We start from the raw sequence: 13,430 nt of genomic DNA, 5'->3' as shown, positions 1-13,430 counted from the left end.
CCATTCGACACTAGCCCCGCCCGCTTTCCCTGTCCACACCCGCGTACACGGGCATACCTTTCCTGTGTACCGGTGCTAAACTCAGATCAGGCTGTTTCAGAAACAAAACTGCTCCCTTCTCATGACATTACTCGCCGACGCGCCCCAGATCCCCTTCATCCAGACCCCCCCGGCCCTCCCCGGACGCCTGGCTGGTCTGGCGCACCTGGCCCAGAACCTCGCCTGGAGCTGGAATCGTGATGCCCGGTCGCTTTTCAAGGCCATCGACGAAAGCCTCTGGAATCGCACCCGCCACAATCCCATTCGCCTGCTGCAGCTCGTCGAGCCCGGGCGCCTGGACACACTGGCCACCGACCCGGTCTTCTGTGCGCGTTACGACCGCGCCATGCAGTGGCTCGCCTCGGAGCGTTCGGACGAGCACACGTGGTACGCCCGCACCTTCCCCGAACTCCGGGGCCGCACAGTGGCGTACTTCTGCGCCGAGTTCGGTATTCACAACTCGGTGCCCATCTACTCGGGTGGACTCGGCGTGCTGGCCGGTGACCATCTCAAGACGGCCTCCGATCTGGGCATTCCTCTGGTGGCGGTAGGTATTCTCTACCGCAACGGCTACTTCGATCAGCGCATCCGGGTGGATGGCTGGCAGGAAGACAGCGACGCCCGCATTGAGTTTGACGGCGTGCCGCTGGTGCCGTTGCCGGGGCGCAACGGTGCCCGCCACCTCGTCACGGTGAACACCTTCGGACGCGACATTCACATTCGTGTCTGGAAGATGCAGGTGGGGCGCGTGCCGGTGTACCTGCTCGATTCCGATCTCGAGGAGAATCACCCCGAAGACCGTCCTCTGCTCTCCAAGCTCTATTCCGGCGGACCGGCCATGCGGCTGCGTCAGGAATGGTTGCTGGGCGTAGGCGGTGTGCGGGCGCTCCGCGCGCTGGGTATTGATCCGGCCGCCTGGCATGCCAACGAAGGACACGCGGCGTTCATGATGGTGGAGCGTACCCGCGAACTGGTCGCCAACGGACTGTCATACGCCGATGCGGTGAAGCAGGTGCGTAACTGCAGCGTCTTCACCACCCACACACCGGTACCGGCCGGCCACGACCACTTCTCCGTCGACGAAGTGCGGCAGTGCGCCAACGGCTACTGGCAGGAAATGGGCATTGATGCCGAGGCGTTTCTGCGCATCGGGTATCATCCGGAGTCTGGCTCGGGGGTGTACCACATGACCGCCGCGTCGGTGCGTCTGTCGCGTCGCGTGAACGCGGTGTCGCGCCGCCACGGGATCGTCACCCGCGAGATGAGCCGGTCGCTGTGGCCCAATCGCCCGGCCGAGTCGATTCCGGTGGGGCATGTCACCAACGGCGTGCACCTCGCGACGTGGATGTCCAACCCCATCATGAAGATGCTCGACGAGCACCTCGGACCGGGGTGGGGTCACAGCAGTGACCCGGCGTTGTGGGAACAGGTGCTCACGCTCGACGACGAGACCCTGTGGTACACGCACCAGCGTCTCAAGAACACCTTCATGCGCATGGTACGCGAAGAGGCGCGACGCGCTTTTGCTGCCCGCGAAATGGAGACCACGCAGCTGGTGGGTGCGGGGACGTTGCTCGACCCCAATACGCTCACCATTGGTTTCGCGCGCCGCTTCGCCACGTACAAGCGCGCCAACCTCATCTTCCGTGATGTCGAGCGCCTCAAGCGTCTCGTGACCAACACGCAGCGCCCGGTACAGATCGTCTTTGCCGGCAAGGCGCACCCGGCGGACACGCCGGGCAAGCAGATCCTGCAGAACGTCTATCAGTTCACGCGTGATCCGCAGTTCGAGGGGCGAGTTGCCTTCGTGGAAGACTACGGCATGCACCTCGCGCACTTGCTGGTGCAGGGTGTGGACCTGTGGATGAACATGCCGCGTGTGCCCCTCGAAGCGTCGGGCACCAGCGGTATGAAGGCCGCCCTCAACGGCGTGCCGCAGCTCTCCACAATCGACGGCTGGTGGGAAGAAGGCTACGAAGGCAACAACGGGTGGGCCATTGAGCCGGAAGTGGATGACGACGCCGGCCTGAACACGGCCAATCGTCTGTACGAGTTGCTCGAGCAGGAAGTGGTACCCCGCTATTACGATCGCGACAAGAGCGAACTGCCGCGTCGTTGGCTCACCATGATGAAGCATGCCATCCGGGTGGGGGGCCAGCAGTTTACGGCCCGTCGCATGGTGGAGCAGTACGCTCGTGCGTACTACGCCCCCTCCATTCTCGGCGACTCCTTGCCGGACGATCCGCCACTCGCGTGAGTGCCGGATCCGGATATTCCGTGCCTGCAGCCTCATGACCATCCCGCGCGGTGTCCCGGTGCTTCCGAGACACCGCGCGGGATTCTTGTTCCCCGACGTTAGAATTGAACGTATGACATCCCCATCGATGCCCACCCCCAGTTGGGGCTCGCCCCTCGTTCGTGCGCCGCGGACCGGTGCGCCAACCATCGTGCATCTCACGGCCGAATACAGCCCCTTCGCTCGTTCGGGCGGATTAGCTGAAGCGGTCATGGGGCTGGCCAATGTGCAGGTAAAGGGCGGGGCCAATGTGGTGGTGTTTCTCCCGCTCTACCGCACGGTGCGCGACCACGCCCCTGATCTGGCCCCCTTGGGCCGCCCCATTCCGGTCAGCCTCGGCTTCCGCACGGAAGAGGTGCGCTTCTTCCGGGAAGTGCACGCCCCCAAAGGGCCCAAGGTGGTGTTCGTGGACATCCCGTCGGCCTTCTCGCGTGGCGGGCTCTACGGCGAAGGGGGACGCGACTACACCGACAATGCGCGCCGCTTTGCCCTCTTCTCCCGCGCCGTGCTGGACGCCATTCCGCGCCTGATAGCGGGCCCGGTTCTGGTGCACGCGCACGACTGGCACACCTCGCTCGCGCTGATGTACATGCGGAGCTACGCCGATTTGCGCGAACGCTTTGCCACCACGCCCACGGTGCTGACGGTGCACAACGGCGGCTATCAGGGCCACTTCTCGGCCTCGCTGCTCAACGACTGCGGCATCCCGCCGGAGCTGTTCACCTTCCGGCACGTAGAGTGGTATGGCCTCATCAACTTCCTCAAGGCGGGACTCACGCACGCCGACATGGTGGTGACGGTCAGTCCCAATCATGCCACCGAACTGCGCACCCCCGATGGTGGCTTCGGGTTGCAGGAAGTGTTTCAGTGGCTCGGCAATCGCTTTACCGGCATCATCAACGGCATTGATCAGACGCTCTGGGACCCGAGCACCGACGATCAGATCACGGCCCACTACAGTGACGACGATCCGTCCAATAAGGCGCGCTGCAAAGCGGCATTGCAACGGTCGTTCGGTTTGCCACAGCGTCGCCGCACGCCGCTCTTTGGCTTCACGGGGCGCATGGTGACGCAGAAGGGGCTCGATCTCATTCTGGCGTCGCATCTCGTGTGGAATCTCGACGCGCAGTTTGTTTTTCTGGGGGCTGGCGAAGCGCGCTACGAACGCGCCCTCGGTGAACTGGCCCGCCGACGTCCGCGAAATGTGGGGGTGCAGTTCGACTTTACCGATCGTCTGGAACATCGGCTCATGGCGGGCGCCGATCTGTTCCTCATGCCTTCGCAGTACGAACCGTGTGGGCTTACGCAGCTGCGAGCGCAGCGCTACGGCGCGTTGCCGATTGGTCGTCGCGTGGGCGGCATTGCCGATACAGTGGAAGACGACGCCACGGGGTTTCTCTTTGATGCATTCAACGCCGGCGCGCTCGACCACGCCATCTCGCGAGCGCTGGCGCGGTTCCATGATCCGGCGGCCTGGGAGCCGCGCATGAAAACCGCCATGCGTCGTGATTTCGGCTGGGAGCGATCGGCGGAGCGATATGCCGAGGTCTATCGGCGTGCCACGGACATTGCCCGGAAGCGTACATGAGTCATCAGCCCCATTCGCTCATTGTGCACCAGCACCTCTACCAGCCACCACGCGAAGATCCGTGGCTGGAAGTCGTACAGACGGAACCGTCGGCGGCTCCGGAGCACGACTGGAATACGCGCATCAACCGCGAGTGCTACGCGCGTCTGGCGAAGGCCGAGGCGTTCCGTCGAGATGCGCGCGCCGCGGCCCGCGATCCGGATGCACGCGCGGGCATTTCACGCGTGGTGAATCTGTACGCGTGGTGCTCGTTTGATGTGGGGGCCACGCTGTGCGAGTGGCTGGACAACGAAGCACCGGACACGCTGCGGGCCATGCAGCAAGGCGACGCCGCGAGTGTGAAGCGGTGGGGACATGGCAATGCCATTGCGGCACCATACCATCACGTGATCCTGCCGTTGGCGTCGCCCCGTGAACGGCGCACCGAAATTCGCTGGGGGTTGCGCGATTTCCGTCGGCGATTCGGACGTGATGCCGAAGGGATCTGGCTCCCCGAGTGTGCGGCCGACGAAGACACCCTCGATGCGGTTGCGGCGGAAGGCGTGCAGTTCACCATCCTCGCGCCGTATCAGGTACAGGGGCACAACGGCAGCGGCATGCCGGTGCGCTGGCGTGGCGCATCGGGGCGAACGCTCACGATTGTGCCGTACGACGGATCGCTGGCGGGTGATGTGGCGTTTGGGGGATTGCTGCGCAATGCGGAAGCGCTGGCGCACCGGTTCACGCCGTATCGTGACGCCATGCTGACGTCGCCGCGCTGTACGACCCTGGCGACGGACGGCGAAACGTTTGGGCATCATCACAAGGCGGGCGACTCCACGCTGCTTGAAGCGCTGGCCTTGATTGCCCACGTCCCGGGCACCCGCATCACGAACGCCGCGGCGCTGGTCGCCCAGCATCCACCAACCGAGGAAATTCGTTTGGTGTCGCCCTCGGCGTGGAGCTGTGCGCATGGCGTGGAGCGGTGGCGCAGCAATTGTGGATGCCGGCTTGATGGCAGCAAGCCGTTGTTGCAGCAGTGGCGAGGGCCGTTGCGCCACGCTCTGGAGCGGCTGGCCGCCCATGCCAACGAGGTGTACGAGCGGGAAGGATCGGCACTCTTCCGCGACGACCCGTGGGAGGTGCGTGATGCCTACGGTGATGTGGTGGCGCGGGACGGAGAGGCACTGGCGACGTTTGCGCGGGCGCAGCTGCGCGAAGGGAGCAATGACCAGCAGCTGCAGCGCGCGCGGGAGCTGCTGGAGTTGCAGCGCGCCACGTTGCGGTTGTTCACCTCGTGTGCGTGGTTCTTCGACGAGGTGGATCGCATTGAAGTGCGACAGGTGCTGCGCTACGCGGCGCGGTGTCTTGAGCTGGGTGGGGCGGCAGCTCGTATGACGCCCGATTTCGTGCAGTGGCTGTCGGCCGCCACCAGCGGAATTCCGGGAGCCTCCAGTGCGAGCGACGTGTTTGTGCGCGAAGCACTGCCCCACCGTGATCAGGCGCTGTGCGTGGCGGCGGCGGCCATGGCCTGTGCAGCGACGGGCACACCGGTCAGCCGGTTGGCGACGTTCGATGTGGAGACGAGTGGTGATGCATCGTTGTGGCAGGTGCGGGTAACGCATAGACGTACCGGGACCACCGCTGGCTTCACAGGCACCGTAGCCGGCGACAGCACGGCACTCGTCGTGCGACTGCACAACACGGCGCACGGCGATGGCGCGTGGGAAGAGGTACGTCCGCACGAATTCCCGGAGACGGCTGCGCGTGCGTTACTGACCCAATCACGGGCTGAGGACAGCGCGTTGCTGGCGCCGGTGTAACGGTCGGCCCGGGTTTACCGCAACAGCTAGGCACCCGTTGGGCGCGACAACTGCATGAGCTACTGCATGATGTTGTCCCGGTAGCCGTTGCCAGCCCCGAACCTCAGTACCACGTCCGCGGAAACTACTCCGACCCGCTCCACCGCACGTGCAGCCCTACAAACAGTTGCCGATCAAACGCCGGCGTCCACAACGCCGGACGCTGTCCGAGCAGGTTGTTGCCGCCCAACGAGAGCTCGGCGCGCGACGTGAGCTGAAGCCGCCACTGCGCGTCCATTGAGAGCAGCGCTCCCTGCTGCCCTACCACACCCTGCTCCGTGGAGAACGGCCCTGTAATGGGAGCACCGCTGGGGATGCCTATGAGCGGCGCGCCGCCGGTGTAGCGCACCGAGAGATCGCCCAACAGACCACGCAACAGGTTGAAGCTGCGGGATACCCGCAGCCGCGCTGTATGCGACGCCCGCCGCGTGAGTGGCAAACCCGTGAGCAGGTTTCGCGCGCGCAGAAAGTCGTAGCCGGCCGTAAGTTCGGTGCCCAGCACCAGAATGCGCGCGTTGGTTTCAAGGCCCTGGGTACGCGCTTCGGCCACATTCACATTGGCGTACTGCTGAAAACCCGCCGCGTTGTTGCCACGGAAGCTCCAGTCTACCAGGTCCTTCACGTCGTTGCGATACAATTCCACATCGAGCGATGCACTCGTGGACGGCGCCCAGGTGCCGCCAACACTGCCGCTCACCGAACTCTCCGGGCGCAATTCGGCGTTGCCAATGATCTCGTACCCACCGGCGGGATTGAAGAATGTGTACCGAATTTCCTTGAACCCGGGAGCACGAAAGCCGCGCGCCACATTGCCACGTAACCGCAACGCCGAGGTGGTTTGCCACGCCAACCCTACCGATGGGTTGGTGCTGCTGCCCCACAGGGTACTGGAGGTGTGACGCGCGCCCGCGGTGAGAAGCACCGGCCCCACGGTCCAGCTATCGCGAGCGAATACCTCGGTAATGTTTTCCTTGGCGCTGTCACCATCCACCTTGGTGGGGGCAATGAGCGTGCGACGTGAATGCTGCACGCCGGCATCAAATACATGCTGGCCCGCCGCCTTGGAGTACGCGAGCAGATACCGCCCCTGGCGTTCCTGCTGCTCCAGCGAATCGGCCGACCCGCGAATGGGCAGGAGCTCCCGCGACTGCCGGTACTGATACACAAAGCGCTGCTGAAACGCGCGCGCACGCAGCCGTCCACCCATGGCCGGCCCCTGCACTTCGGCAAAGCCCTGTGCCCCGCGATTATCAATGAAGCCGTTGAAGTTCGCATCAAGCGGGAAGCGCTGACGTTCCTGCGATCCCTGTACATCAAGACGCGCCGTCCAGCGCTCGGAGAGCGCTACGCGCACGTCGCTGCGCAGATCGAAAATGCGGTTGAACGTGGAACCCGCGGCATTGTAGCCGGTGACACGATCCGACTGCCGCCAGCCGCCATTCAGGCGATAGCCCACGCGTCCCACGGTCTGGCTCATGCCCAGCGTGGCTTCTTCACGACCAAGACCGCCCTGTCGCAGCAGTCCATCTACCGTAAGCGCCTTGGTGGGCGCGGCCTGCACAATGTTGATCACGCCGCCCAGCGCATCACTGCCAAACTCCACACTGCTTGGGCCCTTGGTCACCTCGATACGCTCGGTGGCAATGGTGCTCAAACGCCCAATGTCGCGGCTTTCAATGAGCGACCCCGCCACCGGCTCGCCATCCACCAGCACGAGCACGCGCGAGTCGTCAAAGCCGCGGATGGAAATGCTCGTCTTGCTGGGCGGTGCGGGGAGTTCCTGCAACCCCGGCAACTGCCGTAACAGTTGATTGGCCGAGACGGCAGCAACGGCATCGATCTCTTTGCGGTCGAGCACCGTGACGCTACGCGGCGAATCGCTGGCGCGAATGACGCGCTGCCCCATCGTGGTGGTGAACACCGGCAGGACCGTGGCCAATGGCTCGAGCATCACGCGCAGGATGCTGCCGGCGTCCGTGTTCACCACCGGCACCCGACGTTCGCGAAAGCCCAGCACGCGCACATGCAACGTATCGCCAACACGAGCAGTGATGACGAACCGCCCCTGGTCGTCGGTGCGGACCCGCATCGTACTCCCCACTCGCCGCACTTCCGCAGAGGTAACGGCCGCTCCATCACCGCGCGACAGCACCACGCCCTGCACTGCACCGGTACCTGCCTGCGCCAGGACTGGCACACCAGTCGGTACCAGCAGGAGCAGGCACGTCAGCAGGGCGTATTGCGCGCAGCGAAAGAGCACCGGAAACACGTATTTATCGAATGCGTGAGTAGCGAATCGTCGGATAGCCGGCGACGCCCGTGTTGCTGTAGTAGTCGATCACCTGGAACTTCCACACCCGCGTATCGATCTTGGCGAAATACGTGTTGAATGCCGGATGCAAACGCTGCTGACCGGTGAGGTCGTATCGGAACGGGGCCTTGGTGTCGAGAATGGAGTTGGGTATGGGCCCCACCAGCTGTGACAGATACGCGGCATACTGCGGCGCATCACTGGCCGACGTGGCAGCGGCAAAGGTGGGCGAGGCCGTACCGGGGAACGTGCCCACATTGCACGCCGTGTTCACGGTAATGGCCAGCTGACGCTGGTCGGGATTGAACTGCACATCCCAGTTGCAGCCGTTCGGTGTCACCACGGCGTTGGTAGTCAGGCTGATCGCGCGCGTGGTCCCACCGGGCGCCACCGCCACGGTCTGTACCGGCCCCAAGGTGCTGCCCGTCTGCAATCGCGACTCGATGTAAATCGTATCGGTGACAAAGCCGGTGAACTTGATGCGCGCGTTGCGCATGACGGCAAACTGTCCGTTGGACAGGCGCACCTTCCAGAACTGCGCGGCATTGGCCACCGGAATACCGCCCAACACAATGTGCGCCTGCGGGCTGTTCGCCAGACGATCGGTGACGAACTGGCTGTCCGCGGGAATCTGTGCGTCGCGCAGCGCATCAAACGCCGCCAACGTACCGGCCCGCGTGAACGCCAGCACTTCGGCGTTGGTGGCGTTCTGATTGTTGGCCAGCGCGTAGCCCAACACGTTCTTCGTGCCGCCGTTGGCGGGCGAATTGAGCCGCACTTCGTAGCGGCGCAACGCGAGATCCCAGTCGGCCGTGCGCGATACGAGTGTGCCCGTATTGAAGCTGAAGTACACCAGCGTATCGTTGCTGCTCGCGTTGAGCGGCGCCGAGGTGATGACTTCGTTGATGGCCGGTTCGCGGATCTGCCCGCCAGGGCCGGTGGGATCGGCCTCGCCTTCACAGGCGGTAAGCAGAGCCATCCCAACTACGGGAGCGAAGGCCACGCGCAGGGCGCGGCGAAGATTCAGGACGCTGCAGAGCGCCGGAAGTGTCGGAAGCATGTGAGAAGTACGCATGCGTGATCCTACAATCCCGACAATTGTGGTTGCATTCGTATTTGTTACGAGGCCCTTGTCAGGGAAACGCCGTAGCGCCCGCATGAGTAGCTTGCAGGCCATGTCGATCTCACAAACGCCCCCTGCCCGCCCGGTCGTGGTAATCACCGGCGCCAGCACTGGCATTGGTGCCGCCCTCGCCCACCGGCTCGCCCCCACCCATAGCCTCGTGCTGGTGGCGCGTCGGGCCGACGCCCTTCGGCAGGTGGCGGCCAGCCTGCCCGCCGCGAATACGGTCACCATCACGGCCGACGTCACCGTACGCAATCAGGTGGACGACATTGTGGAGACGACCCTGGCCCAGTTCAGCCGTTTGGACGTGTGGGTGAACAACGTGGGCCGCGGCATTACCCGCGCCCCGTCAGCACTGACCGACGACGACCTCGACGACATGCTTCGCATCAACGTCAAGAGTGCGCTGTACGGCATGCAGGCTGTATTGCCGCACTTTCAGCTGGTAGGGCGCGGACATGTGGTAAACGTCTCTTCCATGCTGGGGCGCGTCCCCATGGCCACTTTCCGGTCGGCGTATAGTGCCTCCAAGCACTTCCTCAACGCGCTCACCGCCAACATGCGCACCGAGGTGCAGGAAACGCACCCTGACATTCAGTTCTCACTCGTGTCTCCCGGCGTGGTGCGCACGGCGTTTGGCGCCAACGCCCTGCACGGTGGTCCGGACTCGCACACGCTGCCCAACTCCCAAAGCGCGGAAGAGGTGGCTGACGTCATTGCCCAGGTCATTACCGATCGCCGACCCGATGTGTACTCCCGGGCCGGCATGGCCAATACGGCCATCCAATATCTGAGCGGGCTGGCGCAGGACCCCTGAGCCCCCCGCTGCAGATACGGGACGCTTACGGGATGGACTGCCCCCGAACGGCAGGCATCCCCGTGGGGGTGGGGCCTGTCGACGGCTGCGCCGAGATGGCCTGATCGAGTGAATCCAGCGGCGGCCCCAGCACCGGGTCGCACACCCCCTCGGCCGTTTCCCGAATGAGCTGGTCCACCACCGCGCGCAAATCGCCCGTGCGGGCATAGGTCGCCAATTGGCGCTGCGCACTGGAGCCCTCCTCCATGATCTTGAAGGCGTACTCCACTTCTTTGCGCGTCCCCAATTCATCGAGCACGTCGTCCAGGAACCACTCAATGAGCTCACGGATGAGCACCGACGTGGGCAACTCTTCCTTCTTGCCGAAGTCGATAAGCTTGCCGCCCATGCCGTAGCGCACGGCGCGCCACTTGTTCTCTTCAATGAGATCGGCGGCGTAGACGCGGAAGGTCATGTTGTCGCGCCGCAGCTTCCACATCTTGGCCACCACGGCCTGCAACATGGCCGCGATGCACACCGCCTCGTCCACCTTGGTGTTCACGTCGCAGCAACGGAACTCCAGCGTGGGATACAGATGGTGCGGGCGCACATCCCACCAGATCTTGGAGCCGTCAGGAATGCTGTGCGTCTTGACCAGCGTATCCACCAGATCGGCGTAATCACTCCACCCGTTCAGGATGCGTGGCACCCCGGTCCGTGGGAAGTTTTTGAAGACAATACTTCTATAAGAATGCAGGCCCGTGTTGCGCCCAAACCAGAACGGCGAGGATGTGGACAAACACAGAATGTGAGGCAGGATGTACCGCGCGGCGTTCAGGCAGTCGATGCGAAATTCCGGATCTTCAATGCCCACATGCACATGCGTCCCAAAAATGAGCAGGCGATGGGCCAGATCCTGAAGCTCCATCTTGACGCCGAGGTATCGCTCCTTGGGCGTCATTTCCATGTTCATCCAGTTGGAGAACGGATGCGTACCGGCCGACGCAATGGTCAGCCCGTGTTCACCGGCCGCCTTGATGGTCAGCCTGCGCAGCTTCACCAGTTCCGTGCGCAACTCGGCAATGGTGGCACACGGCTTCGTGCCAATTTCCACCTGGCACTGATGCAGTTCGGCCTTTACGTCGGCTTCCGTGGCAAACGCGGAGGTCACCAGCGCGTCGAACCCCGGTGACAGGTCACGGGTGACCGGGTCGATGATCTGGTACTCTTCCTCGATACCAACCGTCAGGGTGGGTCCCTTCATTTATCCCCCCACGCCCGCACGGGGCGCAGCGTTGGCAGTTGACCACTCAACGGCGGCGGCCATGAAGCCGCCAAACAGCTGTCGGGTGTGTGGGTCCGTCATTTCAAACACTTCCGGGTGCCACTGCACCCCGATGCAAAAACTCTCACCCATGGTCTCGATGGCTTCAATGAGCCCATCATCGGCGGTGGCCGAGACCTGCAATTCCTGGCCGAGCGTTTTCACGCCCTGGTGGTGCATGCTGTTCACCGGGCAGCGGGCGCCGTCGAGGTAATGCGACAGCCGCGTCCCGGGCACGACGTCCACTTCGTGCGCGAGATGATCGCGCTCGAAGCCGGCCGTGGGGAAGAAGTCATGCTTGTGGAAGGACGGCTTTTGTGATGCCAGGTCCTGCCACATGGTACCGCCCTTCGCCACGTTAATGATCTGCATCCCGCGGCACAGCCCCAACACCGGCTTGCCTTCTTCGATGGCCCAGCGCACCAATTGCAGTTCCACGCGGTCGCGGGCGGGATCGAGATTTCCACACTCCGGACGTACTGCTTCGCCGTATTCCGCCGGGTTGATATCCACGCCGCCGGGGATGAGCACCCCGTCCAATCGGTCGTAGATTGCCCGCAGCGTTTCCATATCATCATCGAGCAGCGGGATCATCCAAGGCACCGCTCCGGCGGCCGTAGCCGCCAGAAAGTACCGCTGATTCATGACCCACGACGATGGCAGGGCCGGTGGAATGCCGTCTATGGAGTGCAGCGTCTGTGTGGTGAGCCCGATGGTCGGGCGATACGAGGACGGCATCAACGCTTCTCTACAAGGAAAGTGGGGACGTTCGAACCTCCCCCAGCGGTGACGTTGAGGAGCGGATCCGTGGCAATGCGCGTGAGGCAGCCGTTCACGGTGGTGCCGTTCGCGAGGAACGGGGCCGTGTCCAGCATGCGGTCGCCAATGTGCACCTCGCCATTGACCATGGCCGGCCAGGGCTCACTTGGCACCTCCACACGCTCCTGCACGATATACGGTTCATCAAGGGCTGTCTGGATGGCAGCCTGCCAGGTGGCGTCGTCCACCGTCCAGCCCAGCACAATGCCCTTGCCGCCGTACTCGTCGTTCGGCTTGAGCACCATGGTTTCCCGACGCTCGGCGATAAAGGGCAACAGGTCGACCGTATGGTCGCCGCCACTGTCGCGATACTGCGTGTGTCGCGCTTCCACCACACGTGTCCATGGTACATGCGCCAGGACGGCCGCCCGCTCCTCGCTGGTGAACAGCGGCGCCTGCCGTTCATCACTTAACACAGCAAGTGAGGCCTTCTTATGTAAGAGCTTGCAGCGAAACGGGTTTACCATGCACACCGCACCGTCTCTGACAGCCCGCACCACCGGAGAATCGAGCCCGGCGCGCGTCACCAGCTCGTCGATGAGCACTCGCTTGTAAATGAGCGTCACCCGCTTGCCGGCCACCGTGAGCTGGCCGTTGGCGTACTCGGCGTCCCGCGGATCGCCAATAAACACGTCTATCCCGCGGGCCTGGAATTCCTTTTCGAACAGCACGAACTCGCTGTACGTGGGGACTTCCTTCCAATCCAGAATGCACACCGACGGTTTTTCGCTCGTTCCCCGCCATGCCGAATAGGCTTGCAGCAACGCGTCGATCACCCCCGCCGCGGCCGGGATGGGGAGCACCAGATGGCTGCGCGTAAAGGCCTGCATGGCCGGCAGCGCCAGAAAGGCGCGGGACAGCGCGTCATTGTAGGCGGCGCCGGCCGGCGTTTCGGCGTTGTACTCCGTGAACTTGAGTCCGCTGTCGCCTTTCCCCGGGGCATAGAAGGCATCAAGCCGGGAGGTAGGGCTGGCCGACGGGAAGCCGGGATCGGCATGGATCACCTGCTCTTCCCAGCTTGTCAGCCCGAACTGCGCCCGCAACGCCGCGTCGGCCATGGCGGCCGCCCGCACCTTTTCGAATGCCGATCCCACCAGACCGCAGGCGCGGCCAATGAGCCGGTACTCGTCCAGCGTCAGAAAGCGTGGCCGCAGTACTCCACACAGGGGGCGGTCTCCGAAGAAGAGCCCCTGATCACGGAGTTGCTGTGTCAACACGGCATCCGAATCGGCTGCCAGCGTGCCCTGCTGGAGCGTGTCGTGATACCGGGAAATGGCGTCTGTGGACATT

The 13,430-nt window shown here is 63.8% G+C and carries 9 protein-coding genes; 4 read left to right on the top strand and 5 right to left on the bottom strand.

Features of this window, described 5'->3' with window-relative positions:
* Window positions 1-121: 121 nt before the first annotated feature.
* From glgP to GEMMAAP_RS07595, 3 genes are all read left to right on the top strand, one after another.
* Window positions 122-2,296 (top strand): alpha-glucan family phosphorylase, encoded by a 2,175-nt coding sequence (gene glgP, locus GEMMAAP_RS07605; RefSeq protein ID WP_043581367.1) that lies wholly within the window; start codon window positions 122-124, stop codon window positions 2,294-2,296.
* A gap of 112 nt (window positions 2,297-2,408) precedes the next feature.
* Window positions 2,409-3,923 carry a glycogen synthase gene (locus GEMMAAP_RS07600; protein ID WP_158514771.1) on the top strand — a complete coding sequence of 505 codons (1,515 nt, stop codon included), beginning with the start codon at window positions 2,409-2,411 and terminating at the stop codon, window positions 3,921-3,923.
* Complete coding sequence (locus GEMMAAP_RS07595) at window positions 3,920-5,725, top strand: DUF3536 domain-containing protein (RefSeq protein ID WP_053334391.1); 1,806 nt, start codon at window positions 3,920-3,922, stop codon at window positions 5,723-5,725. Before GEMMAAP_RS07600 ends, GEMMAAP_RS07595 begins: the two co-directional genes overlap by 4 nt.
* A 124-nt stretch (window positions 5,726-5,849) precedes the next feature.
* On the opposite strand, the gene GEMMAAP_RS07590 is transcribed toward GEMMAAP_RS07595, so the two are convergent.
* Together GEMMAAP_RS07590 and GEMMAAP_RS07585 are read right to left on the bottom strand one after the other, a co-directional pair.
* Window positions 5,850-8,024 carry a TonB-dependent receptor gene (locus GEMMAAP_RS07590; protein ID WP_158514770.1) on the bottom strand — a complete coding sequence of 725 codons (2,175 nt, stop codon included), beginning with the start codon at window positions 8,022-8,024 and terminating at the stop codon, window positions 5,850-5,852.
* A 13-nt stretch (window positions 8,025-8,037) separates the two neighbouring features.
* Entirely contained in the window at window positions 8,038-9,150 is a 1,113-nt protein-coding gene (locus GEMMAAP_RS07585) for an HmuY family protein (RefSeq protein ID WP_158514769.1), read from the bottom strand.
* A 100-nt stretch (window positions 9,151-9,250) separates the two neighbouring features.
* Between GEMMAAP_RS07585 and GEMMAAP_RS07580 the strand changes: the two genes are divergently transcribed.
* Window positions 9,251-10,018 carry an SDR family NAD(P)-dependent oxidoreductase gene (locus tag GEMMAAP_RS07580; RefSeq protein ID WP_082821550.1) on the top strand — a complete coding sequence of 256 codons (768 nt, stop codon included), beginning with the start codon at window positions 9,251-9,253 and terminating at the stop codon, window positions 10,016-10,018.
* Window positions 10,019-10,043: 25 nt separating this feature from the next.
* Here GEMMAAP_RS07580 and GEMMAAP_RS07575 read toward each other — a convergent pair whose 3' ends face one another.
* Genes GEMMAAP_RS07575 through GEMMAAP_RS07565 form a run of 3 tightly spaced genes read right to left on the bottom strand, consistent with a single transcriptional unit; the run spans window position 10,044 to window position 13,429 of the window.
* On the bottom strand, window positions 10,044-11,261 hold the full coding sequence (locus GEMMAAP_RS07575) for a carboxylate-amine ligase (protein WP_026850478.1): 1,218 nt from the start codon (window positions 11,259-11,261) through the stop codon (window positions 10,044-10,046).
* Window positions 11,262-12,059 carry a gamma-glutamyl-gamma-aminobutyrate hydrolase family protein gene (locus GEMMAAP_RS07570; RefSeq protein WP_053334389.1) on the bottom strand — a complete coding sequence of 266 codons (798 nt, stop codon included), beginning with the start codon at window positions 12,057-12,059 and terminating at the stop codon, window positions 11,262-11,264.
* A complete protein-coding gene (locus tag GEMMAAP_RS07565) occupies window positions 12,059-13,429 on the bottom strand; it encodes a circularly permuted type 2 ATP-grasp protein (RefSeq protein ID WP_026850477.1) in 1,371 nt (456 codons plus the stop codon). Before GEMMAAP_RS07565 ends, GEMMAAP_RS07570 begins: the two co-directional genes overlap by 1 nt.
* Window position 13,430 lies beyond the last annotated feature (1 nt).

Origin of the sequence: Gemmatimonas phototrophica, assembly GCF_000695095.2 — a bacterium.
Lineage (GTDB): Bacteria > Gemmatimonadota > Gemmatimonadetes > Gemmatimonadales > Gemmatimonadaceae > Gemmatimonas > Gemmatimonas phototrophica.
This window is presented reverse-complemented; position numbering and strand designations above follow the sequence as displayed.

Excerpts from the sequence above, each read along its gene's own strand:
- glgP (WP_043581367.1), top strand. The coding sequence starts at position 122 with ATGACATTACTCGCCGACGCGCCCCAGATCCCCTTCATCCAGACCCCC.
- GEMMAAP_RS07600 (WP_158514771.1), top strand. The coding sequence starts at position 2,409 with ATGACATCCCCATCGATGCCCACCCCCAGTTGGGGCTCGCCCCTCGTT.
- GEMMAAP_RS07595 (WP_053334391.1), top strand. The coding sequence starts at position 3,920 with ATGAGTCATCAGCCCCATTCGCTCATTGTGCACCAGCACCTCTACCAG.
- GEMMAAP_RS07585 (WP_158514769.1), bottom strand. The coding sequence starts at position 9,150 with ATGCGTACTTCTCACATGCTTCCGACACTTCCGGCGCTCTGCAGCGTC.
- GEMMAAP_RS07580 (WP_082821550.1), top strand. The coding sequence starts at position 9,251 with ATGTCGATCTCACAAACGCCCCCTGCCCGCCCGGTCGTGGTAATCACC.
- GEMMAAP_RS07575 (WP_026850478.1), bottom strand. The coding sequence starts at position 11,261 with ATGAAGGGACCCACCCTGACGGTTGGTATCGAGGAAGAGTACCAGATC.
- GEMMAAP_RS07570 (WP_053334389.1), bottom strand. The coding sequence starts at position 12,059 with ATGCCGTCCTCGTATCGCCCGACCATCGGGCTCACCACACAGACGCTG.
- GEMMAAP_RS07565 (WP_026850477.1), bottom strand. The coding sequence starts at position 13,429 with ATGTCCACAGACGCCATTTCCCGGTATCACGACACGCTCCAGCAGGGC.